Origin of the sequence: Planococcus sp. SE5232 (assembly GCF_050686535.1) — a bacterium.
Taxonomy (GTDB): Bacteria; Bacillota; Bacilli; order Bacillales_A; family Planococcaceae; genus Planococcus.
The window spans coordinates 349080-370826 of the sequence record NZ_JBOGCP010000001.1 but is presented as its reverse complement, the minus strand read 5'-3'; the positions used below and the strand labels follow the sequence as shown (position 1 = coordinate 370826).

General features: G+C 45.9%; 23 protein-coding genes. 7 read left to right on the top strand and 16 right to left on the bottom strand.

Annotation, left to right across the window (positions count from 1 at the left end):
* Positions 1 to 15 precede the first annotated feature (15 nt).
* Entirely contained in the window at positions 16 to 1464 is a 1449-nt protein-coding gene (locus ACRC6Q_RS01720) for an aldehyde dehydrogenase family protein (RefSeq protein ID WP_431465649.1), read from the bottom strand.
* A gap of 13 nt (positions 1465 to 1477) precedes the next feature.
* Entirely contained in the window at positions 1478 to 2809 is a 1332-nt protein-coding gene (locus ACRC6Q_RS01715; protein ID WP_431465648.1) for an aspartate aminotransferase family protein, read from the bottom strand.
* Positions 2810 to 3021: 212 nt separating this feature from the next.
* On the opposite strand from ACRC6Q_RS01715, the gene ACRC6Q_RS01710 reads away from it, so the two are divergent.
* Complete coding sequence (locus ACRC6Q_RS01710) at positions 3022 to 4431, top strand: sigma-54 interaction domain-containing protein (RefSeq protein ID WP_431465647.1); 1410 nt, start codon at positions 3022 to 3024, stop codon at positions 4429 to 4431.
* Between the two features lie 181 nt (positions 4432 to 4612).
* On the opposite strand, the gene ACRC6Q_RS01705 is transcribed toward ACRC6Q_RS01710, so the two are convergent.
* The 3 genes from ACRC6Q_RS01705 to ACRC6Q_RS01695 form a co-directional block, all read right to left on the bottom strand.
* Positions 4613 to 5338, bottom strand: coding sequence for a class I SAM-dependent methyltransferase (locus tag ACRC6Q_RS01705; protein WP_431465646.1), 726 nt, complete (start codon positions 5336 to 5338; stop codon positions 4613 to 4615).
* Between the two features lie 97 nt (positions 5339 to 5435).
* On the bottom strand, positions 5436 to 5825 hold the full coding sequence (locus ACRC6Q_RS01700) for an RDD family protein (RefSeq protein WP_223636732.1): 390 nt from the start codon (positions 5823 to 5825) through the stop codon (positions 5436 to 5438).
* 5 nt (positions 5826 to 5830) lie between these two features.
* Positions 5831 to 6220: a DUF4181 domain-containing protein gene (locus tag ACRC6Q_RS01695; protein WP_431465645.1), complete on the bottom strand. Its 390-nt coding sequence runs from the start codon at positions 6218 to 6220 to the stop codon at positions 5831 to 5833.
* Between the two features lie 548 nt (positions 6221 to 6768).
* On the opposite strand from ACRC6Q_RS01695, the gene ACRC6Q_RS01690 reads away from it, so the two are divergent.
* On the top strand, positions 6769 to 7371 hold the full coding sequence (locus ACRC6Q_RS01690) for a hypothetical protein (RefSeq protein ID WP_431465644.1): 603 nt from the start codon (positions 6769 to 6771) through the stop codon (positions 7369 to 7371).
* Positions 7372 to 7421: 50 nt separating this feature from the next.
* Here ACRC6Q_RS01690 and ACRC6Q_RS01685 read toward each other — a convergent pair whose 3' ends face one another.
* Positions 7422 to 8156 (bottom strand): glucose 1-dehydrogenase, encoded by a 735-nt coding sequence (locus ACRC6Q_RS01685; RefSeq protein WP_431465643.1) that lies wholly within the window; start codon positions 8154 to 8156, stop codon positions 7422 to 7424.
* A gap of 157 nt (positions 8157 to 8313) precedes the next feature.
* Between ACRC6Q_RS01685 and ACRC6Q_RS01680 the strand changes: the two genes are divergently transcribed.
* A complete protein-coding gene (locus ACRC6Q_RS01680) occupies positions 8314 to 8907 on the top strand; it encodes a TetR/AcrR family transcriptional regulator (protein ID WP_223636708.1) in 594 nt (197 codons plus the stop codon).
* Positions 8908 to 9005: 98 nt separating this feature from the next.
* Here the strand turns inward: ACRC6Q_RS01680 and ACRC6Q_RS01675 are convergent, their stop codons facing one another.
* Together ACRC6Q_RS01675 and ACRC6Q_RS01670 are read right to left on the bottom strand one after the other, a co-directional pair.
* The gene (locus tag ACRC6Q_RS01675) at positions 9006 to 9380 is read right to left on the bottom strand and encodes a hypothetical protein (RefSeq protein WP_223636705.1); all 375 of its coding nucleotides are present in this window, start codon (positions 9378 to 9380) and stop codon (positions 9006 to 9008) included.
* Between the two features lie 52 nt (positions 9381 to 9432).
* On the bottom strand, positions 9433 to 9798 hold the full coding sequence (locus ACRC6Q_RS01670; RefSeq protein WP_431465642.1) for a DUF4181 domain-containing protein: 366 nt from the start codon (positions 9796 to 9798) through the stop codon (positions 9433 to 9435).
* Positions 9799 to 10234: 436 nt separating this feature from the next.
* Here ACRC6Q_RS01670 and ACRC6Q_RS01665 point away from each other — a divergent pair, with 436 nt between their 5' ends.
* Positions 10235 to 11476 carry an AI-2E family transporter gene (locus ACRC6Q_RS01665; protein ID WP_431465641.1) on the top strand — a complete coding sequence of 414 codons (1242 nt, stop codon included), beginning with the start codon at positions 10235 to 10237 and terminating at the stop codon, positions 11474 to 11476.
* A gap of 171 nt (positions 11477 to 11647) precedes the next feature.
* Here ACRC6Q_RS01665 and ACRC6Q_RS01660 read toward each other — a convergent pair whose 3' ends face one another.
* Both ACRC6Q_RS01660 and ACRC6Q_RS01655 read right to left on the bottom strand, forming a co-directional pair.
* Positions 11648 to 12364: a dihydropteridine reductase gene (locus tag ACRC6Q_RS01660; protein WP_431465640.1), complete on the bottom strand. Its 717-nt coding sequence runs from the start codon at positions 12362 to 12364 to the stop codon at positions 11648 to 11650.
* A 112-nt stretch (positions 12365 to 12476) separates the two neighbouring features.
* Positions 12477 to 12947 (bottom strand): peptide-methionine (S)-S-oxide reductase, encoded by a 471-nt coding sequence (locus tag ACRC6Q_RS01655; protein WP_431465639.1) that lies wholly within the window; start codon positions 12945 to 12947, stop codon positions 12477 to 12479.
* Between the two features lie 198 nt (positions 12948 to 13145).
* On the opposite strand from ACRC6Q_RS01655, the gene ACRC6Q_RS01650 reads away from it, so the two are divergent.
* Entirely contained in the window at positions 13146 to 14132 is a 987-nt protein-coding gene (locus ACRC6Q_RS01650; RefSeq protein ID WP_431465638.1) for a YhdH/YhfP family quinone oxidoreductase, read from the top strand.
* 54 nt (positions 14133 to 14186) lie between these two features.
* Here the strand turns inward: ACRC6Q_RS01650 and ACRC6Q_RS01645 are convergent, their stop codons facing one another.
* From ACRC6Q_RS01645 to ACRC6Q_RS01635, 3 genes are all read right to left on the bottom strand, one after another.
* The gene (locus ACRC6Q_RS01645) at positions 14187 to 14624 is read right to left on the bottom strand and encodes a methionine sulfoxide reductase (RefSeq protein WP_223636691.1); all 438 of its coding nucleotides are present in this window, start codon (positions 14622 to 14624) and stop codon (positions 14187 to 14189) included.
* 99 nt (positions 14625 to 14723) lie between these two features.
* Positions 14724 to 17618, bottom strand: coding sequence for a DUF3427 domain-containing protein (locus ACRC6Q_RS01640; protein WP_431465637.1), 2895 nt, complete (start codon positions 17616 to 17618; stop codon positions 14724 to 14726).
* A gap of 33 nt (positions 17619 to 17651) precedes the next feature.
* Complete coding sequence (locus ACRC6Q_RS01635; protein WP_223636687.1) at positions 17652 to 18056, bottom strand: (deoxy)nucleoside triphosphate pyrophosphohydrolase; 405 nt, start codon at positions 18054 to 18056, stop codon at positions 17652 to 17654.
* A 225-nt stretch (positions 18057 to 18281) separates the two neighbouring features.
* Here ACRC6Q_RS01635 and ACRC6Q_RS01630 point away from each other — a divergent pair, with 225 nt between their 5' ends.
* The gene (locus ACRC6Q_RS01630) at positions 18282 to 18659 is read left to right on the top strand and encodes a hypothetical protein (RefSeq protein WP_431465636.1); all 378 of its coding nucleotides are present in this window, start codon (positions 18282 to 18284) and stop codon (positions 18657 to 18659) included.
* Between the two features lie 104 nt (positions 18660 to 18763).
* On the opposite strand, the gene ACRC6Q_RS01625 is transcribed toward ACRC6Q_RS01630, so the two are convergent.
* Positions 18764 to 19750: a 2-hydroxyacid dehydrogenase gene (locus tag ACRC6Q_RS01625; protein WP_431465635.1), complete on the bottom strand. Its 987-nt coding sequence runs from the start codon at positions 19748 to 19750 to the stop codon at positions 18764 to 18766.
* Positions 19751 to 19943: 193 nt separating this feature from the next.
* Between ACRC6Q_RS01625 and ACRC6Q_RS01620 the strand changes: the two genes are divergently transcribed.
* Entirely contained in the window at positions 19944 to 20099 is a 156-nt protein-coding gene (locus tag ACRC6Q_RS01620) for a hypothetical protein (protein WP_431465634.1), read from the top strand.
* A 106-nt stretch (positions 20100 to 20205) separates the two neighbouring features.
* Here the strand turns inward: ACRC6Q_RS01620 and ACRC6Q_RS01615 are convergent, their stop codons facing one another.
* Complete coding sequence (locus ACRC6Q_RS01615; protein ID WP_431465633.1) at positions 20206 to 21102, bottom strand: hydroxymethylglutaryl-CoA lyase; 897 nt, start codon at positions 21100 to 21102, stop codon at positions 20206 to 20208.
* A 16-nt stretch (positions 21103 to 21118) separates the two neighbouring features.
* Entirely contained in the window at positions 21119 to 21721 is a 603-nt protein-coding gene (locus ACRC6Q_RS01610; RefSeq protein ID WP_431465632.1) for a flavin reductase family protein, read from the bottom strand.
* Positions 21722 to 21747: the final 26 nt, after the last annotated feature.

Below are 21747 nucleotides of genomic sequence, written 5' to 3'. Positions count from 1 at the left end.
CCTTTTCACCCCATCTTAATAATTTTGGTTAAAGACAACCAACTTAAGTTCTGTCATTTCCTCAATTGCATATTTAACGCCTTCACGTCCAACTCCGCTTTCTTTCACGCCGCCATATGGCATATGATCGACCCGGAAGGTAGGAATGTCATTTACCATAACGCCCCCAACATGCAGCTTTTTCGTCGCCATCAATGCTGTATGGATGTTTTCAGTGTAAATTCCCGCCTGCAAGCCGTAACGCGAATCATTTACTTGGCTGATGGCCTCTTCTACTGATTTCACTTTATTGATGACAATGATTGGTGCGAATACTTCCTGGCAGGAAACTTTCAACGCTGCGTCCACTCCAGTCAGTATAGTCGGATACAGAATATTCCCCTCTGCTTTTCCTCCCGCTGCAACCGTTGCGCCGCCTTGTTTCGCTTCTTCTATCCAGGCAAGCGCACGTTCAACATCTTTCGAGCTGATCAATGCAGAGACATCTGTTGATGGATCTTGTGGATCGCCGAGCTTTAGGCGGTTGGTAGCTTCGACCATTTTCTCCACGAACTCTTCATACAAGTCTTCGTGAACATAGGCACGCTGCAGTGAAATACAAACTTGACCTTGAAATGCAAAGGCTCCAGACACACAGCGGGCGATAATTTTGTCGAGATCGATTCCACTGTCGATGATGACAGCTGCATTTGAACCCAGTTCCAACGTCACCCGTTTTAAACCGGCTTTGTTGCGAATGCCTATCCCGACAGCCGGGCTTCCGGTAAACGAAATTTTCTTCACTCGGTCATCCTTGACCAAGGCTTCGCCGATCACGGCACCGCTCCCAGTTACTACATTTAATGCACCTGCCGGCAAACCGGCTTCTTTGAACACCTCTGCCAGGAATAGAGAAGACAAGGGTGTTTGTCCTGCTGGCTTTAATACGACTGTGTTTCCAGAAGCAATCGCTGGACCCACTTTATGGGCAACTAAGTTCATTGGAAAATTGAACGGCGTAATCGCACCAATAACACCCAAAGGCTCACGTACCGTATAAGCAATCCGGTTCTCCCCACCCGGAGCAGCATCCATCGGAATCGTCTCTCCATGCATGCGCTTTGCTTCTTCGGCCGCAAATTTGTATGTAGCAATTGTTCGGTCGACTTCTGCACGAGCTGTTTTTATCGGCTTGGCTGCTTCATTTGCAATAATGCCCGCTGCTTCATCCGCCCGTTTTTCGAGAATCTTTGCTACATTTTCTAAAATTCCAGCACGCTCATGGGCAGGCAGCTCCGCCATCGTCTCTGCCGCCTTATATGCCGCATCCACCGCCCGGTCCACGTCTTCTGCAGTTGCAGAAGCGACTTGGGCAATCTCTTCATTACTGTAAGGGGAATAAAGAGGCGTATATTTGTTTGCCTCAACCCATTCCCCATTTATAAATAATTGTTTCTTGACTGTGGTTGCTTCGACCTGTGACATGCAACTTACCCCCTTATATTTTTACAAGATTATTTTCAACAGCAGTAAAAGTTTCGTGGATAATATCAGTCATCGCGACCACTTCTTCTTGAGTAATGGTCAACGGTGGCGCAAATACCAGTGTATCCTGGCCATCAAATACGACCGAACGGAAAATCAGGCCTCTCTTGGCTGCTTCGGCTACTAGTTGGGGAACGATTGGCGATTCGAATCTCTCGTTTGTCTTTTTATCTTTAACCACTTCAATTGCCCCGATCAGACCGAGCGTCCGTACTTCTCCGATAATGTCATGCTGCTGTTGAAGCTTGACGAATTCTTCGAGCATCACTTTGCCCATTTCCTTGGAATTAGCGACTAAATTTTCACGTTCAATAATTTCAATGTTCTTCAACGCAACTGCACAAGCCATTGCATGGCCGCTGTATGTGTAGCCGTGTAACAGCGTGCCTGTTGACAGTTCAGTAAATTCTTTATGGAGAGGCTCGGAAATCATGACGCCCCCTAATTGCGCGTAACCGCTTGTAACTCCTTTGGCAAAGCACATCATATCCGGAACGACATCATAATGTTCAATACCGAAGTAGGTTCCCGTACGTCCGAATCCGGTAATCACCTCATCGGTGATGAACAAAATTCCATGCTCGTCACAGATGCTGCGTACCTCTTTAAAATATCCTTCAGGAGCGATGTGGACACCGCCAGCCCCTTGGACAGGTTCTGCCACAAAAGCTGCGACCGTATCCGCACCTTCACGTTCAATCACTGCCCGCAAAGACTCCGTTGAAAAGTTTTCTGCGTAATGGAAGTCAGGTGCGATGGACGTTGTAAAATCCCGAAACGGTTTTAACCCGGTTGCACTCGTGGCTCCCATCGATACACCATGATAAGACTTGGTCCGTGAAATGATCTTTTGGCGATTCGGCTGGCCTTTCAAAACCCAGTAATGGCGTGCGAGCTTATAAGCCGTATCGTTCGCTTCAGAACCGCCTGAAGTGAAAAAGGTCGACGACAAGTTTCCTGGAGCAATTTCTGCAAGTTTTGCAGCTAAACGGATTGCCGGTTCATTGCTGAAAGTCGCAAAGCAAGAACTGAAAGCCAGTTTCTTCATTTGGGCAGCAGCTACTTCCCCGATTTCCTCGCGGCCATGTCCGATATTGACATTCCAAAGTGAGGACATGCCATCAATTAGCGTCCTGCCACTCATATCCGTTAAATAGATACCTTTTCCTTCAGTAAAAATAAACGAAGCCCCTTTTTCCTGTTGTTGGCCAATTGGCGAAGTGGGATGTAAAAAGTGTTTTTTATCTAATTCCATCAATTCTTGAATTTCTTTTTCTCTATTCATCAATAACAGCTCCCTTTGATATAAATAATTTTCGATTCATAACTTATATAGCAAGTTCCATGCCAACCTTTTTCTGAAGAATTAAAAGAAAACTCCCTGCTTTTTGATTCATATTCGAATTAAAATGATATATTTGATTCGGATACGAATCATTCAGGAGATTTGATTTATTTTTGAATCATTCTTAGAGGTTCAAATTAAGGAGGGATTGCATGGAGAACGAATTCTTGCAAATTGAGCTAAATAAAATTATCGAAACATCGAATAATAATATTACTGTGACGGACCAAGATGGCATCATTTTGCGTTCAAACCCCAACCACTGGTCCATCTACGGAATTGAACCCGACCAGTATATCGGAAAATCAGTTTATCAGCTCCAAAAAGAAGGAGTTCTATCGCCTTCAATCCATGCCATGGTTCTCGAAGACAAAAAACCAGTCCAAATCCTGCAGAAGACCAAAACAGGGCGGACTGTCATGGCGACTGGATTTCCAGTATTCGACCATAATGGTGAGATTATGAGGGCCATCAGCTATAGCCAAGATCAAACGGAAATCTTCAATCTCCAGGAACAATACAAAGGCCTGGAAAAGAAATTGGTCAGTTATCAAACCGAAGTAGAGGAATTGCGGGGAAAGGAAGCAGATTATCATGGCATCCTGTATCGAAGTTCTTCCATCGAGCAGATTGTAAAAACTATTTACAGCGTTTCTAAAACAGATGCCTCCGTCCTTTTGCTTGGACCTTCAGGTGTAGGGAAAAGCACGTTCGCCCGTATGCTCCATGCCCAAAGCAACCGAAAAAACGAACCGTTTATAGAAGTGAATTGCAGTACCATTCCAGAAGCTTTATTCGAATCAGAAATGTTCGGTTATGAGTCCGGTTCATTTACCGGCGCAAGTAAACATGGTAAACAAGGGTTAATTGAAAGTGCGGAACAAGGAACTCTCTTCTTAGATGAAATTGGGGAATTGCCTTTAGCCGTCCAATCAAAACTTTTGCGGGTACTTCAAGAGAAGAAAGTAATGCGGATAGGCGGTAAGAAGGAAAGACAAGTGAATTTCCGGCTCATTACAGCGACTAATAAAAATATCGAAGAGATGGTTGAAAAAGGTGAATTCCGTTTGGATTTGTTTTATCGCATCAATATCATCCCACTTCAAATTCCACCTTTAAAAGATAGAAAAGAAGATCTACCTATTTTAATCAACCATTATGTTCAAAACATCAATGAAAAATACCAGTTGGCTAAAAAATTTCATACAAGTACCTATGATGTGCTCACCCAATATAATTGGCCTGGAAATGTGAGGGAATTGGAAAATATTTTAGAACGGGTTATATTAACCGTTGATGAAGAAACCATTCTTCCTGAACACCTTCCAGCCAATTTCAGAAGCTCTATTCCTCATATAGAAGACAGGGCTGCGTCAGAAATTAATCATGTTGAGACTGAGGAACATGATTGGAAGACCTCTATTGAGAAGATTGAAACCCAGTTGCTGAAAAAAGCTTCAAAACACTGTAAAACAACTTATGAAATGGCCGACTATCTTGGAATCAGCCAACCATCTGTTGTGCGTAAACTGAAACAATATGCTATAAGCAGAAAGTTATAAGTCAAAATCCCACGATAAAGAGCCGATTAAAGAGCATATCTTTAATCGGCTTTTGCTATCTCCATATGAAACACGATCATTCTTTCTTTGCCTACTGGAGCTGTTCGATGGTCTGTTTTGGACTAAATATCCACGCCACCGGTTACCATCGGCAATAAAACTGGAACCGATTTTCTCCTATTCAACTTACCTGCGTCGCGGCAATGCCGAAAAAGGATCCCGGATCGTCTGAAAACACCACCCGTTCGAAATGCGCCTGGAATCCCGCTTCCGCAAGCAGCTCTTCCCATTCGGGCATGGAAAACAAGCCGCCTTTCATGCTGTCGTGTTCATGGGTGACTTGCCCATCCCTGTCCCGCATAACATAGGCATACTCCGTTTCCAGCATCTGATCATCCGAGTCGCTGTCATAAGTCCACTCCAAATACCGCATGCCCCGCCCGTCCTTATCAATCCCGCCATGGTTCGTCCGCGGCTCGAATGTTTCCGAGTATTCATCCGGCATGATGAACAGCAGGCCGTCCGGTTTCAGATGCTTCTTGGCATTTTTCATGATCGCCAGCAAATCGGCTTTGTCTGTAAAGTAGGTAATCGCATCGTGGATGAAAACCAAATCAAACTGGCGGTCCACTGTCATCGTCCGCATATCTCCCTGCATATGCGGACAATCCGGATTCAGCTTGCGGCTGACTTCCAGCATGTCCGCTGACAGGTCCGTCAAGGTCATTGAAAAATGCTTTTTCAGGTAAAAAGCGTTGCTGCCTCCTCCCGAACCGAATTCCAGCGCCTCTTTGACTTGCGGATGATACTGTTGGATGATCTTCAGGAAAAGATGGGCTTCTTCCTCGTATTCCGTATGCGGGGACAATAACGGCCACCATTCCGCCAGTTCCTTGTACAGCTTCATGCGACTCACCCTTCCGATTTTTCTTTTATTATATAGCGGGTAAGCGGAAACTGCAGAAAAAAGCGATTCCAGAACTAAAATCTGGAATCGCTTTTCGTTAAACTTCTTTAACCACTGTATAAGAGTACAGATCGTGCGGGAATTTCTCGCCTTCGTAGGCGTCGTAATGGGCGCGGTCCTTCAAATAGACGAAAGGACCGACTGTGTCGCGATGCACGATGCGCTCAAGGATCTGTTCAGGCGTTGGTTCGCCGCCTGCTTCGTTTTGGACCTCGATGCCCATCATCTTATGGCCGACCGTCTGGCCTTTCAAACGCATCTGCGCGTATTCCAGTCCCCAGAAAATCACGGTCGGTGACACTACTGTGTAGATAAAGCTGTTCTTCGTTTTTCTTTTCAATAAAGGCTCAATCGCGAACGATACCGCAGTGGAAATCGCTGTATCGATCAATCCGGCTTTCAAGCGCTTTTTCGTTAGTTCATTCATTTAATTCATCCCTCCATCGCAAGTAGTAAAGTAAAGGCTAAGAAAATCGTTAATGACGCTGACCATTCATACCAATAACGTTCTTCTTCGCGGTACGAATGCCATTCTCCGATTCCCCGAAACAAAGTCTGCAAGAAAAACAGCGCCGCAAAAGGACTGAGACGGGCAATCAACGAAATTCCGGCACCGTCATCTTTCATGTTGATAGCAATCAAGGCAAACACAAAGCCAGCAAAAAGCGCCAACTCAAGTGCGATTCCCAAAAGGTTTCTGTCCTTCAGGAAAACGCTTCCTCCCAAGCCTTTGATGCCGCGATATTTTCTGAGGTAGATTCTGATAAAAAGGAAATAAGCCACAAAAGTTGCGATGAGTCCGATGATCGTGACTGAATGCATAGAACAACCTCCAGAATAGTTTACCTCTCCATTTTGGACTTATTCCCCTTCTTTAGTCAACATTGGGAATTAAGCAGAATCACATTGCCTTATTATGTTAAAATTGCGACAGTCATTTAGGAGGAGACGCTTTTGAATATCGATACCGATTCATTTGTATTATTTTTAATCACCTGGGGAATTCCTGCTTTTTGATGCGGCGGGCCTATTTGAAAATGGACGTCACTGACCAGAAGTCCGCAATGGACGATTTTAAATCAGTACGCTTCATTTTCTTTCACCCTTGGTTTTGTTGGACTCGGATTTTTCCTGCTTCATCTGGAAAGTACCCTTACTTTCATCCTACTGAAAATCACGGGACTTTGTCTCTTGATTACAGGTGGGATTTTTTCAACGGTCTCTATATGGAAGACCAGTAAAATCAAAAGCTTGATTACGTTCGCGTTAGTAAGTTTTATGGTTTTTCAAGCAGTCAGCTAACAGTTTGCCGGTGGATCCTTCAGGGAACCTATGAGGTAATGGAATAAGTTGAAAGAGGGGGAATGACTGTGATCTTTTTTATCGTTTGGCTGATGCTGGTCGGCTATGCTGTTTTTCTTGCACCCGGCGGCGAGACCGATCCCGTTCTGTCGAATATCTTCAGCGGTCAGCTGGGGGAAATCGACCCGCTGGTACTGGCCGTCTTCAACTCGCTCGGGTTGTTTCCGATGGTTTTTTTGACCTTGCTGCTGCTGAATGACCGGCAAAAATGGCCGGCCTGGCCGTTCGCGCTTTTGTCTTTCGGCGTCGGCGCATTTTCACTCCTATTGTATTTCGCTTTCGGCGATCGGCAAGCTGAAAGAGGGTTGCGTACACCGAAATGGCTCGTTCGCTTTCTCGGTTCCCGCTTCTGGCTCATTCTCCTGATGCTGTCCTGGGCCGTCAACGGACTGACGCTGCTGCAGGGTTTTTCACTGGCCGCCTACCGCGAAGCCTTTTTCGCTTCGGGTCTGGTATCTGTCATGACCGTTGATTGGTTTGTGCTGTGGGGCTTATCCGTCTACACCGTCTACCGCTTCTATCCCGAGGCGAAACGCAAAGCGCTCGCCTGGATCCCGATCATCGGCCCCGTGCTTGTATTGTTCCTCAATAAAAAACACCAGAAACTTTAAAAATACGGCCATTACGCTGAAATCCGCGTAATGGCCGTATTTATTTCTGCTTATTGAGCTGTCATGCCGCCGTCCACCACAAACTCCGAACCTGTGGAATAGCTTGCTTCATCCGAAGCAAGGAACATCACCATATTGGATACTTCCTCTGATTGTGCGACGCGCTTCAACGGGATATGCTTTGAAAATTCCTCGACTGCCGCTTTGGTGTCTTCCTGAACAACCATCGGGGTCGCAATAACGCCGGGGTGCACGGAATTCACACGGATGCCGTAGTTGGCGCATTCCATCGCTGCCGCTTTGGTCATACCCCGAACTGCGAATTTCGTATCGGTATAGCCGATGGCACCAGCCACCAAACCATTCATGGATGAAATGTTGACGATCGACCCGCCGCCGGCTTTTTGCATGGACGGGATGACGGTTTTCATACCAAGGAACACAGATACCTGGTTAATGTCCACAATGCGGCGGTATTCTTCTTCTGTCGTCTGAAGAATCGATTTCGCCATCGTGATGCCGGCATTATTGACCAGCACGTTCACCGGACCGAATGCTTTTTCGGCTTGTGCCACAACTGCTTCCCAATCTTCCGCGCTCGTCACGTTCTGCTTAACGAACAATGCACCTTCTCCAAGTTCAGCTGCCAAAGCCTGGCCTTTTTCTTCGTTCAAATCCGTCAGCACGACCTTCGCGCCCTCTTCGATGAATTTTTTCGCATGTGATGCACCCATACCTTGGGCCGCACCTGTAATAATCGCTACTTTACCTTCTAAACGTGCCATTTTCTGTTCCTCCTAAAATTCTGTTGAAATTCATTTTCAAAATAAACTACATATGTAAGTTAACAGACAATCATTGAGTTTGTCCATTATTCAAGATTCATGTCATACTTAATTTACAAACCTGTCCATTTTTCGGACACAACAGGAGGAGCTCAAGATGAAGGGCACAGAAGACCGCCGTATTTTGCGGACCAAAAAAAAGCTGAAAACAGCGCTGCTTCAGCTGATGGAAGAAAAAGAGCTCCAGCAGCTCACCATCACCGAAGTCACAAAGCAAGCTGACTGCAACCGTGTCACCTTCTATTCCCATTACACGGATCTGAACGAGCTGCTAGCGGCCGTCGTCGAAGACCATCTGGACGGCCTCGTCGGCTATTTCCGGAAAAGTTTCCAGGAGTTGGAACGCTTTTCCTCGACAGATGTGCAGCGTCATCTGCCAATTTTCGAATACATGTATGAACATCAGTTTATCTTTCGGCTGATCATCCAAGGAGAAGTACTCCCCGGCTCGCAGAACCAGTTTTGTGAAAGCCTGGTCCAAGTGGCTGCCACCGAGCTGCGCCTGGAGGAAGAAAGTGAGCTCGATATAGCTGCGCTCAATTACTTTGTCACCTACGGCAGCCTGGGATTCTTTCTGTATTGGATTAAACAGGATTTTAACGATTCTCCTGAAATCATGGCCGGAAAGCTGGCTGATCTCCACGGCAAAATGTATAAAGGCGCGGTGGTAGTGGAAGATGAAAGACGATGAAAAAGGCATTCCTTTGGCGGAATGCCTTTTTCATCGTGGTCTATAGCGCCAGTTGACCTGACACAGAGCGACGAGCAGGTAAAGCTTATTCTTTTCTTCTATAAATCCACAGCTGTCCATTCCGCTAAGCCCATCAGACCCAGTATGGACAGGATGAACACAATCGTCAGCAGTAAGCTGACAAGAGAGCGTCGTGAATTCCCGACGTATTTCCATTCGATCAAAGTTTGAAGTACAGCTAATCCTCCAAAGCACAACAGGACAATCATGTAGTTGATCGCTACCCCAGCTGTCGCCAGGCCAATAAGTCCGATTAAACTGATCCCGCTGATCCAACCTGCCGAGCGTTCGATTTTCTTCAATGGCTCTCCAGCTTCTGCCCGGTCTACCCCATACTTTTTTTCCAGCTTTTTCAGCATCAGGACGACTAGTGCCATGCTGATGAAGAACCCGATCAAAATCAACGCATCCACTTCACTCACTCCCCAATCATTACTTCGCATCTATCGAACTGAACTTTTGATGCTACCCTATTTGCCATCCGACATAGCTGATGAACAACACGACAGCCAGCACTGTAATCGCAAAATAGATAAGCGATACTTGATATTTTCGGGATTCTTGCAAGTATTTCCATTCCAGAAAAACTTGTACCCCGTTTACGATGAGGAAAACGATCATCAGCCAAGAGAAAAACACTTCCAGCGAATCCGGAAGAAGCATAAACAACACAATAATCGCTCCCAGCATCACCCAGCCGTTCCAGCGTTCGAACCGCCTTACCTGGATACCCGCCCGCTCTTCCTCATCAATGCCGAACCGATTTCTCAAAAATATCCTTAAAAATCCGAAGCCGAAAATAATGGCCAGCCAAATAAGTAAAACTTCCATATGCCGCACCTCCTGAGCTCTTGTCTATTCTACGGGTCAATTGGATGGAAGTTCCGAAAGATTTCCCGGGAAATGAAAATCTACTCAATCGCTTCGATGGATTCAACAGGTTATCCCCAATCCTCAAGAAAAAAACGGCAATAAATGAAAAACCCGTCGAGTTATCCGACGGAATCTTGGATATGTGGATGATTTCAGCTTGAAACGGGGATAACTTTGCCGTTTCGTCATTCTTTACCGCTTATCCACATGTGGATAAACTATTACGGAAAGTTGTCGTTCGCTATCCACAGAGAAGTTGAAGAAATCGTATCGGTGATGACAAAATAAAAATTCGAATCGGTGTGAAAATGCGCGATACGGGTATTTTAAACATATAAAAGGATATCGGTTCCACGCAGCTGAAACAGGTTTATTCGGGAAAGAGGTGCACGTGATGGAGCAGGACAAAAACAAAAACGCGCTAAGCCATGCAGCTTCCTGGTTTGCGAAATGGGTGCTGAACAACAAAGCGGTATCCGTACTGATCATTGTCCTATTGATTCTGCTGAATTTACTGCTGCTGCCGAAAGTCAGCTTTATCTTCCAGCCGCTTGTCGCTTTTTTTGATGTCATGGGGCTGCCGCTGATTATGGCTGGTGTCTTGTACTACCTGCTGAATCCATTCATCGATTGGATGGAAACGAAAAACATCCCGCGCGCTGGCGGCATCACCATCGTCTTTGTCGTGATCGCCGCATTGTTGGCGTGGGGCATCGCGACTTTGATCCCGATTATCCGGGAACAGACGCTCAGCCTTTTGGACAACTGGCAAGAGTATTTAACCAGCTTCATCTCACAGATCGACGCCTTTTTCCAAAGCGATTTGCTGTCACAGCTCCAGATGCAGCTGACAGGTGAAGATGACAGCCTGTCCACTTCCATTACGGACCAGGCGGACGATGTTGTCGATACGACGGTCACCGGCATCGGCAGTATCTTCGGCATCCTGTCGACCACCGTGCTGGCCATCATCACAACGCCCTTCATCCTTTTCTACCTCTTGAAGGATGGCCATCACCTGCCTTACCACATCATGAAGCTGGTCCCTTCGAGAATGCGCGAGCATACTTACCTGCTGCTGCGCGAAACGAACCTGCAGATCAGCCAGTATATCCGGGGCCAGCTGCTCGTGGCTTTTTTCGTCGGCCTGATTTTTTGGATCGGCTTCAGCATCATCGGCCTCGAATATGCATTGATACTGGCTATTACAGCCGGCGCTTTAAACCTGATTCCTTTTCTGGGCACCTTTATCGCTTTCTTCCCGATTGTCATCATCGCCATCGTGCTGCATCCGCCCATCATGCTTGCCAAAGTGCTGATTGTCTTCTTCATCGAACAGACATTGGAAGGGCGCGTCATCCAGCCGCTCATTCTCGGCAGCAACCTGAATATCCATCCCGTCACCATCATCGCTGTCTTGTTGACGGCGGGAAATCTCTTCGGCATTCCCGGCGTCATTCTCGGAATCCCGGCCTACGCCGTCACCAAAGTGTTTCTCGTCCACCTATTCACCTGGTACCAGCGCTATACCGGACTGTATGACGATGAGTACAATCCGGCGCCGAAGCCGCTGGTCTCAGAAAAGAAAAAGAAGAAACAGCTGAACCTGAAAAAGAAACTGAGACGAACCCACTAGAACTGCTGAAACTTTTGTGATTCAAGCCATATGCATATATGAGCTTACGGATGTTAAAAGACAAAAAAGCCTAATCCAGCCGTTTCTTGAACGGGGAATTAGGCTTTCTGTTTTTCATTCAACTAATCGCAGTCATGCTTAGGGATTTTTAAGTAAAATTGATGCTCCCGCTTAAACTGCCAAATCAACTGATAAGAAGTCAGGCAGCGACTGTTCACGCTTGTCGAGCATGATCTGTTCGGTCTTGACGCCCTGCTCACGCAACAATTTAATGTTTTCCATAAGGAAGTCGTCGCTTCCGACAACATAGAAAAGGCCATCCCTGTCTGCAGCAAGATTCTTCACCTCTTCGTAATAGTCGCGGCGGTTATCGACGAATTGTGAGGTGAACTTCTTGTCAGGTGCGGATTCAAAGACATCCGTGAACAGGAAATCTTTAGATGAGTCGATGTTCAACGAATGGATTTGATTGACCTGGTCGGCACACTCGAAATAATCCAGCACAAGCGGTCTGAACGTTGCCAGGCCGACACCCGATGACAACAGGTAGACATTTTTGTCTTCTCTTTTGAGCGGGACATTCGAGTGCGTTTTAAAGATCGCCACTTCATCGCCGACTCCGAGGTTTCTTAGAGCCGCTTTAAATTCAGAACACTGCTCTCTGATGCGTGTCGTGATGCCGATCGAATTTTCATGCGGCAATGTAGAGATGGACATATGGCGGATCAATCCGCGGTTTGGTTTCTCTCCAGCGTTAAAGCCTTCCAAAGCGAAATGGGTATGGGAACCTTCCTGCCAGGTGAATTCTTCCGGGCGATCCAGAAGGTAGGTTCTGACCTCTGGTGTTTCTTCAATGATCTTGTTTATTTTCGTCCAGTAAATTTGCATAATCTATTTTCCCCCTGAATTATCTTTCTCTGTTACATCTACTATACAACAAGTGATAATTGTTCTCAATTAAACGTTCTGGATGAAGCGGAGGAAATCTGACAATCCAGCTTTATTTATACTTATTCATCAATTCTTCTGGAATATGACAGTAATCAGTTGGGCATCTGGCTAACCGGTCCTGATGTTCTTCTGCACTTCTCACATAGTTTGTAAGCGGCAAAACTTCGACCACGATAAGATCCGAATCATTTCTTTCCCCAATGAATGCCTTCGCCTCTGTTAGATGGGCAGGATTTTCGCTGTAAATGCCCGTTCTGTATTTCTCGCCAACATCTTCGCCTTGTTTGTTCAAACTGGTTGGATCGATGATTTCAAATAAATACTCCATCAATCCCGGGATTGATACGACGGCCGGGTCAAAAGTGGTTTTGACACATTCGGCATAGCCATCGTAATCACTCTCGAGCAGAGAACTTGTTCCATTGGCCCTTCCTGCTTCCGTGGACTCGACCCCGGGCAAAGTTTTGATGAAAGCCTGCACTCCCCATAAACATCCGCCTGCCAAATAGACTGTTTCCATAGTGGTCCTCCTCTTTATGTAAAATCAATTAAAATAAATATACCATTTTCCTGTGAGAAGCTTGTTTTTTAATGCGGAATTCCAGAAAGTACAGAGCCATTCCGGCCTCTCCAGATTGACGGTATCCGCTTTAGAATGGTAGATTTTGTATTCAAGCAGTTTTGCTGCAAAACTAAGGTACTGGAAGGGGAAATTAATGTGAACTCATTCAAAGCCATCAGAGTTAAGGAACAGGAAGACCAGATCGTCTATGGGTTGGAAGAAGTAACTGCAGATCAACTTTCCGAAGGGGATGTCCTGATCAAAGTCGCTTATTCGTCGATCAATTACAAAGATATGCTGGCTGTCCAGAAAAATTCAGGGGTCATCCGAAATTACCCGATGATTCCGGGAATCGATTTGAGCGGCACCATCGTGGAATCGAAAGACTCGCGCTTTACAGAAGGCCAGGAAGTGATCGTGACCGGATTTACGATGGGCATGAGCCATACAGGCGGCTTTTCAGAATACGCACGCGTCCCTGCGGAGTGGATTGTGCCATTGCCAGATACTATGAGCTTGAAGGATGCCATGGTATTCGGCACGGCCGGATTCACTGCAGCACTTTCCATTCTTGCACTCGAGAAGAACGGGATGAACGTTGCAGACAATCCGGAAATACTGGTGACGGGCTCAACCGGCGGAGTCGGCAGCATCGCCTTACAGATCCTCTCTAAAATCGGCTATAAAAACGTCTCCGCTTTGGTGCGGAAAGAGCATCAGGAAGAAGTCGCCAAATCACTGGGCGCAGCCAATGTTGTTTTTGCAGACCAGCTCGGAGACGCCAAGAAGCCACTCGCCAAGACCCGTTTCGACTATGTGCTGGATACGGTCGGCGGAGATGTGGCCTCTGCATTGATTCCGCAGATTTCCTACGGCGGCAGCATGAGCATGTGCGGCAACGCGGGCGGCCTTCCAGTGAACACCACTGTCCTGCCGTTCATCCTGAGAGCCGTCAACCTGCTCGGCATCGACTCTGTCAATGTGCCGATCGAGAAGCGCGGAAGCATTTGGGAGAAGATGGCCAGCGAATGGAACATCGCCGACACGACACTGGTGAACGAAATTTCACTGGAAGAATTGACCGAGGCGATCGACGCCATCAAGAATGGCCAGCATTTGGGGCGGACCATCGTTAAATTGTAAGTTCAGGCTAAAAATACAAAAAGCGGAAGGGCTAAAATCAGCCCTTCCGCTTTTTCACGTTTCTTTCCAATCATGCGATCCTCGTACCCAGCCGCCGATCACTGCGCCCATCGCCATCATCGGCGAATCAAACTCGGTGTCTTCCATCAACAGGAGTTGATGCTCGAACGGCACAAGCAACTTATCCAGCACTAAGTTCTCGCGCAGCTTGATGTATTTTTGAGGGCATTTCGGCGAAGTTGACGCCGCAAACTTGGATCCCCGCTGCACGACAAATTTCGCGTCCCGGTAAAATCCGGTCGCATCCGCCCCGCGTTTGGAGGTGATGGAAAAGATTTCAGGTGCTGGCTCCTTCTCCGCATAGAGCTGCAGCATCCCCGTTTCAAACGGATTGATGGCCTGTTCCTCGCCTGTCTGGGCATCTAGTTCCAGAAATTGATAGAGCTCGCCTTCTTGCGGGTGCTGGATTTTCTTAACGTAGTACTCCTTCATTTTTCGTCCTCCTCTAAAGTAAGTTCCGACTTTCGCTGGATAGCGGGTGTCTGGTTACTTTAGAGATAGGAGAAGTTAGAGTAAAAGGAGACAGGACTATCAACTTTCCTCGCTTGCAATGTAGCGATACAACTTCCCTTCCACCGTGTTTTCCAAAGCTAAATGCATATGAACCACGGGGATATCCTTTAAGTTTTTATCTTTCATGAACGCTTGCTCAACGCTTATCTTGTCCGGAAGAACTTGCCCTAGGTAATAGAAATCGCCGCCTTCGTCATCATCTTTTTTGATGAATAAATGAAGGTCAATATGATTTTCAGCAGCGTCTATGATGGTTTTTACTTCCGCAGACGCCAGCGTTCGATTACTACGCGTCGACCATTTGAAGATATCCGGGCTTACAAATCCTTCTGTATAGGCAACACTCGACTCTACTTCATCATTTTTATGATAGGTAACAAAAATTGGACAGGTACCATGCTTCGTTTTATACCCATAAATCGTTGAGCTCTCATCGCTTGTCCAGTTCAATAAGCGACATGCATCTTTGCGGGTATATTTTTTGTAGAGTGTCAAAGATTGATCGCATCTATAGCTTTTGCTTAACTCTTTCGCACTGATGACGATATCTATCAGCATTGCTTTAAAGCTTGGATTCTGCTTCAGGCTGGCTTGAATTTCCCTATTAAGTTGAATACCATTTTCCTCAAAGACCACAAGTGGTTTATTGCCATATTTTTTTCGAGGGCCTTGATTGTAGAAACTCAAGTCCAACACACGCTGCACCGAAGCTAAGGTTTCTGGGCCTACAGAGCAATTATGAGATCTTATCGATTGTTCAAATGCCTGCATCGTGACTTGGTCTTTTTCCAGCAATAATTCGAGCAGCAGAATTTCGTGCAGTCGCTTGCCATTCAAAATTTCCAATGACAACATCGTCAAGACCTGCTCTTCATAGACCGTTATTAACGGATCAATCTCTTTAAGTTTCAGTAAAAATTGATAATAATTTGTGTATTTTTGAACAATCACCAAAGGGTCGATTGAGTTGTGTTGGATAAAATCCTGAAGCTGCGGAATATGTCCAATTCTGTTTTTTAGCTCAATATAAGCTTCGCGAAGAATCTTCATATCGTTTAAATTACTCTTCTTAATCGCTGAGAACACACGATTTTTCGCAATCTCTTCAAAATTCACAGTGGAAATCCCCTTGATATAGCTGGTGTCTTTCATTCGACGACGGATATTGTCTTTGTTTTGCGAACGTTCACCGGACAAAGCCACGGGAATCAGGTAATTGTTTTTGTAGTTTCCGATAAAGTCGATGATCGTCACAAATTCCTTTGATCCATGCTTACGAAGTCCGCGACCAAGCTGCTGGATAAAGATAATGCTCGACTGTGTTTGTCTCAGCATGACTACTTGGTTGACACTTGGAATGTCTATCCCCTCATTGAAAATATCCACAGTCAAAATATAGTTAATGACACCATTTTCTAGCCGTTCAACTTGCAGAATGCGCTCTTCCTGAGAATTTTGCCCAGTCAAGGCGACCGTTTTTAATCCGCGACGATTCAGCTCTTCTGAAAGCTTCACCGCTTCTTCTTTTCGGCTGCAGAACATGAGACCTCTTACTTTTTCGCCTGAATGACCGTAATAATCGACCTTTTGCAAAATATGATCGACACGTTCTCCCGTTACTAGTTTTGAAAAAACCGTCGCTTCATCAATCACACCTTCTTCATATTCGACGTCAGTCACTCCAAAGTAATGGAACGGACAAAGCATGTCTTCTTCCAGTGCTTCCTGTAAGCGAATTTCGTAGGCTACATTATAATCGAATAGCTCGTAGATATTGAAATCATCAGTACGTTCAGGCGTCGCAGTCATTCCCATCAGGAACTTCGGCTGGAAATGCTCAATGACTTTCTGATACGATTTCGCACCGGCTTTATGCACTTCATCAATTAAAATATAATCGAAAGCTTGTGGATCTAGTTGCTTGAGCGTCGCTTCTTTTGAAATCGTTTGGATGGTCGCAAATAAATAACGCGCGTTTGTCTCTCTTAAATTCCCCGATAGAATCCCAAAATCTTGTTCTATCCCACCTAGTATCCGGATGAAATCTGACTTGGCTTTCTGGAGAATTTGTTCTCGGTGAACGATAAACAACATTCGTTTTGGGGCAAAGTTACGCACGTCAAAAGCCGATAAATAAGTTTTCCCAGTGCCCGTCGCTGAAATAACCAATCCTTTGTCATTCCCAGCTTCCCGTACCGCTTGTATTTCCTGAAGAGCCGCAGTTTGCATCTTATTTGGTTTAATAGTAACCGCTTCTTCTAACGGGTTTTCTGTATACACCTCTGGAAACTCAGCAATATTCTTTAGCTCTTTACGGTATTCAATCGGCACATAGGATTGTTCATATCGCGTAATCCACTGTTCGGATAAGGGTTGGGCGTTCTCCCAGACCTCTTCGAATTGCTGATAGAAATGGGAAACCAATTCCCCATTTTCATGAGAACTCAATTTGATATTCCACTCGTAATTTACCTTTAGAGCTTGCGCAGTTAAATTGGAACTTCCGACGATTAAGGTTTGGTGCGTTTCATGAGAAAAAATATAGCCCTTAGAATGAAAGCCTTTCATACTCGACAATCGGACTTCCACATTGTTAATTTTCAAGAGTTCCTTGAATACTTTCGGTTGATTGAAATTCAGAAAAGTTGAGGTTAATATTCTTCCTTTAATGCCTTGGCGGTCAAGATCTGATAAATGGGTTTTTAAAGTCGCCAAGCCACTTTCAGTCACAAAAGCTACAGAAAAGAGAAAGGATTGACAGCTATCCAGCTCTTCAGTGATGGAATTCAATACGGTCTCATTTGTCTTTGTATTATTGATCAGCAAAGTCGGTTTAAAGCGTTCTCCGCTAGGTTTTGTTTGATCGATGAAACCTTTGTAGATAGAGTCTTCTAAATTCTGAAGAAAGTTCATTTCCGTCCCCCGCTTTTCTCTCAACTGTCTCTCTTATTTTTGGGCTTGGTACGTCCGCTTTAATTTTCGGATGGCCGGTATATCTGCCGGAGCCCATTCGAGCTGCTCTAGCTCATATGCTTCTAACCACTGAATCGCAATATGCTCCGTTAACACCGGAGTTCCTTCAACTAGTTGGCAATAAAACGTGGTCAAATGAACAACTCCGAAATCGTATTCGTGCACCGTATGTTCTACTTGCTCACCAATCGCTACCTGGCAACGCATTTCTTCTTGAATTTCTCTTTGTAACGCTGCTTGAGGCGTTTCAGGTTCTTCAATCTTTCCACCTGGAAATTCCCATAAGCCAGGCAAACTTTTTTCCATACCGCGCTGCGCACATAATATTTTATTGCCGTTTGTAATTACTGCTCCCACTACATGTATATTTTTCTTCATATTTTTTCACCTGCTTCTCGAAATTTAAAGTTGCTTATGATTTGAAAACGTTCAATTCCCTTTATTCTAACATTTTCTTTTCAAGAAAAATTCTTCTTCATTGTTTAAATTGAAATGAGACAATAATACTTCACGCAACAAAACCTCTTACCTGTAATATCCAATACTTTTTGTTACACTTGGAAAAAGGCAGACTAGTATGCCATCACCGAAAGGATTTTTAGTTTGAAGACATACTGGCTGATTATTGCCATCTTATTGGTTAATCTATGTACACTCCTGGTCAATGATTATTTCCCGGGAACGCTGGATGCGCTTGGCATTCCGCCGTGGATCCTGTTCGCGGTTATTGCGCTTATGGTTGTCCTTAGTGCACTGACGCTTAAACAGCAGCGGGAAAAGAAACGTTATATGATTATTTTTCCGCTGCTGATGATTGTGGTGCCACTGATCGTACTAGCCGTATTGACGGTGCTTGGCGGAGAACCCCGCAACAGCATTTCCCTCACGAGTTCCTCCCTGTGGATCGGCGTTGCTGTGACCCTCTGGATTTTCTGGCTCGAATATTTACGCGCTTCCAAAAAAGAAGCAAAGGAAGCATAAGGTTTCCCTAATACATATGAAAAGGCCAAAGAAGCTCAGATCAGTTCTTTGGCCTTTTTGTATGGAGTTTTTTATCCGTCAGATTTGCGGAAGTATCGCTATGTTTAATTCTCCAGCAGTTCCTGCAATTCTTTGACTACGTTCTGGGGGACCTTGCCTGTCACACCCTCTACCAGGTTTTCTGCCGCTTTCATGAGCATCGCTGCGCGCGTTTGTTCGGTGGCCGAGCCGATATGCGGGAGGGCGACGACCTGATCCATCCTGAGCAGCGGGTTATCGGGGCTCACAGGTTCCTCTTCAAAGACATCCAGTCCCGCTCCGCGAATCTCCCCTTTCTCCAGAGCGTCGATCAAAGCTTTCTCATCCACCACGGCCCCTCTGGCACAATTGATCAAAATCGCGCTGTTCTTCATCTTTTCAAATTGCTGCTGCCCCATCAGGTGATGGGTCTCCGGCGTCAAAGGCACGATCAGGACGACGAAATCGGATTTCTCCAGTAAGGCGTTCAGTTCGCTGTAGACGATGCCGTATTTTTCTTCGAGAGCGGGTTTCGGCGTCCTGCTATTGTAGAGGACTTCCATTTCAAAACCGAATCTCGCTCTTCTGACAATCTTCTCGCCGATGCGGCCCATGCCGATGATGCCCATCGTCGCGTGGTGCACATCGATGCCGAACAGGTGCCGAGAATCCGTTTGTTTATCCCATTTCCCCTGTTTAACGAAGTTGTTCAGCTCGGGCACTCGCCTCGCTGTCGCAAGCATCAAGCTGAAGGCCAAATCCGCCACCGTTTCATCCAGCACAAAAGGTGTATGCGTGCCGAGCACCTTATGCTGTTTCATGGCTTCCAGGTCGAAGGAGTCATAGCCTACCGCCGAATTGCTGATGATTTTCAGATTGGGTGCCTGCTCCAGCAATTCATGTGTGATGGGCGCATGCTGCACCAGCACCCCGTCGACATCCTTTATTTCTTCTATTAAGACATCCAGCGGGATGGCCCCTTCTCCCTGCCACTTTCTGTAATCGCAATGCTTTCCGATATATTCTTCCACTTCTTTTGAGATCTTTCGTGCAATATAAACTTTTGGTTTCATGTAATGCCTCCTTTATTGATTAAAAACTGCATTTTTTATTCAGTTATAAGAATATTATAACAACGTTAGAATTGAATAAGATATGAAAGGAAGAGATAGATGAAAAAAACCAACAAATTCAAGCTGGAGGAAGTGTCCCGCGGTGGAAGCTGCATCGCAGGATCACTAGGAGAATAGATCGTAGAGCCCATCTATGGAGAAAAAAGGATCCTCTATGCCGAAACTCGACATCGACAAAATCGCCGAGAATCAGTTCGACTTTGACGCATCCGGGCATTATTCGCGCACGGATGTTTTTCAGTTGAGTGGGAATGAGAAGGAACAGAAGCATCTAGTTTGGGAAAAGTAAGCCAGGATTCTCTCTCGAATTCCAGATTTAGTAGATAAACGCAAAGCGACCCGCCCCATATCTCTTAGGGCGGTTCGTCTTATGAAATCTATTCTCTACTCTTTTCTCAGATAGCTACCGTATCTGTAGATAGGCCTGCTTTCATGACCTGCCCCGGCAGTTGATACCCTAAAATCCGTTCCAGCTGTTTGGAAGTTCCTATCAACTTGTCGATATTAGCACCTGCCGAGATTCCCATGAACTTGAGCATATGCACCGTATCCTCCAGACAGATATTGCCGCTCGCCCCCGGGGCAAAGGGACAGCCGCCAATGCCCCCGAGAGCAGCATCGAAGTGACGGATGCCAGACTGATAGCCTGCATATAAATTGGCAAGCCCCATGCCTCGTGTATTATGTAGATGGAGTGCAAAATGGCTATCAGTATGGTCCTTTTTGAGGCCTTCGACAAACTTGCTGATTTGAGCCGGACTTGCCATTCCGGTCGTATCCGCGAGCGTAAAGCGGTTCAGCCCACCCCGCTTCAGGCGTTCAATAACAGCTGCCACTTTTCCAACATCATATAAGCCTTCAAACGGACAGCCGAATGTAGTTGCCAGACTGATGATGATTTTGTCGGTAGGCATCAGCCGGCTGATTTCCAAAATGCCCTCTATTGATTCGTCCACGGATTTATTGACGTTCTTGTTGTTATGCGATTCACTGATGGACATGACCACATTGATTTCATCTACTCCTGCCTCCAACGCGCGTTCAGCGCCTTTGGTGTTTGGCACAAGAGCGATAATGTCGACCGCTCCCCGGTTAAGCCTGCTGATGACTTCCTTTGCATCTTTCATCTGCGGAATAGCTTTTGGCGACACAAAGGAAGTCGCTTCAATGCGTGTGATTCCTGCACCAATGATGCCATTAATGATTTTTACCTTGTCTTCGGTTTCAATCCACTGCTTTTCCATTTGAAAGCCATCACGTCCGGTAACATCCGTCAAAACCACTTTTTCCATGCTTCGGCACCTCCTGTCAGTTTTCCCGCGGCAATGTAAAAAGCTCCTGTACTTCACTGTAGCGGTTGGCCAAACGCCCAAGCGGCTTCAGCTTTTCCAGATCAACTTTATAGTTGCCGAGGTAATAATCATCTTTGATATGGTAATGCACGATTTTCCCAAGAATCAAATGGTCGCTTCCGAGCTCGATGATGCGGTCGAGTTCAAGCTCGAATGAAATAGGCGCTTCCCTCACCCGCGGCGGAGCGACCGATACACTGTCAGCCGCCGTTACTCCTGCGGCTTTGAACTCATCCACGTCGCTCGGAAAATTTTTAGCGCTTTCATGCATTTCGTTGCCCAATTCCGTATTGACGATATTGATGATATATTGCTTTTGCGTCCGGATATTTTCCAGCGTATCTTTGATGGTACCTTCACGTTCCCCAACACCTGGCCCGATTGAAATGCACAGCATCGGCGGATTTCTGGAGGCGACAGTGAAAAAGCTGAAAGGCGCGAGATTCCGCTGCCCTTCTGCATCGATGCTCGATACCCAGGCAATCGCTCGCGGGACAACCGAGCCAGACATCAATTTATAGGCTTGTTGTGTTTCAATCTCTCTTAGATCTATATCCACCCAAATTCCTCCTGTCGAATTTCTTC

Bases quoted from the DNA above. Each gene is read 5' to 3' on its own strand.
- ACRC6Q_RS01720 (WP_431465649.1), bottom strand. From the start codon at position 1,464: ATGTCACAGGTCGAAGCAACCACAGTCAAGAAACAATTATTTATAAAT.
- ACRC6Q_RS01715 (WP_431465648.1), bottom strand. From the start codon at position 2,809: ATGAATAGAGAAAAAGAAATTCAAGAATTGATGGAATTAGATAAAAAA.
- ACRC6Q_RS01710 (WP_431465647.1), top strand. From the start codon at position 3,022: ATGGAGAACGAATTCTTGCAAATTGAGCTAAATAAAATTATCGAAACA.
- ACRC6Q_RS01705 (WP_431465646.1), bottom strand. From the start codon at position 5,338: ATGAAGCTGTACAAGGAACTGGCGGAATGGTGGCCGTTATTGTCCCCG.
- ACRC6Q_RS01700 (WP_223636732.1), bottom strand. From the start codon at position 5,825: ATGAATGAACTAACGAAAAAGCGCTTGAAAGCCGGATTGATCGATACA.
- ACRC6Q_RS01695 (WP_431465645.1), bottom strand. From the start codon at position 6,220: ATGCATTCAGTCACGATCATCGGACTCATCGCAACTTTTGTGGCTTAT.
- ACRC6Q_RS01685 (WP_431465643.1), bottom strand. From the start codon at position 8,156: ATGGCACGTTTAGAAGGTAAAGTAGCGATTATTACAGGTGCGGCCCAA.
- ACRC6Q_RS01680 (WP_223636708.1), top strand. From the start codon at position 8,314: ATGAAGGGCACAGAAGACCGCCGTATTTTGCGGACCAAAAAAAAGCTG.
- ACRC6Q_RS01670 (WP_431465642.1), bottom strand. From the start codon at position 9,798: ATGGAAGTTTTACTTATTTGGCTGGCCATTATTTTCGGCTTCGGATTT.
- ACRC6Q_RS01665 (WP_431465641.1), top strand. From the start codon at position 10,235: ATGGAGCAGGACAAAAACAAAAACGCGCTAAGCCATGCAGCTTCCTGG.
- ACRC6Q_RS01660 (WP_431465640.1), bottom strand. From the start codon at position 12,364: ATGCAAATTTACTGGACGAAAATAAACAAGATCATTGAAGAAACACCA.
- ACRC6Q_RS01655 (WP_431465639.1), bottom strand. From the start codon at position 12,947: ATGGAAACAGTCTATTTGGCAGGCGGATGTTTATGGGGAGTGCAGGCT.
- ACRC6Q_RS01645 (WP_223636691.1), bottom strand. From the start codon at position 14,624: ATGAAGGAGTACTACGTTAAGAAAATCCAGCACCCGCAAGAAGGCGAG.
- ACRC6Q_RS01640 (WP_431465637.1), bottom strand. From the start codon at position 17,618: ATGAACTTTCTTCAGAATTTAGAAGACTCTATCTACAAAGGTTTCATC.
- ACRC6Q_RS01635 (WP_223636687.1), bottom strand. From the start codon at position 18,056: ATGAAGAAAAATATACATGTAGTGGGAGCAGTAATTACAAACGGCAAT.
- ACRC6Q_RS01625 (WP_431465635.1), bottom strand. From the start codon at position 19,750: ATGAAACCAAAAGTTTATATTGCACGAAAGATCTCAAAAGAAGTGGAA.
- ACRC6Q_RS01620 (WP_431465634.1), top strand. From the start codon at position 19,944: ATGGAGAAAAAAGGATCCTCTATGCCGAAACTCGACATCGACAAAATC.
- ACRC6Q_RS01615 (WP_431465633.1), bottom strand. From the start codon at position 21,102: ATGGAAAAAGTGGTTTTGACGGATGTTACCGGACGTGATGGCTTTCAA.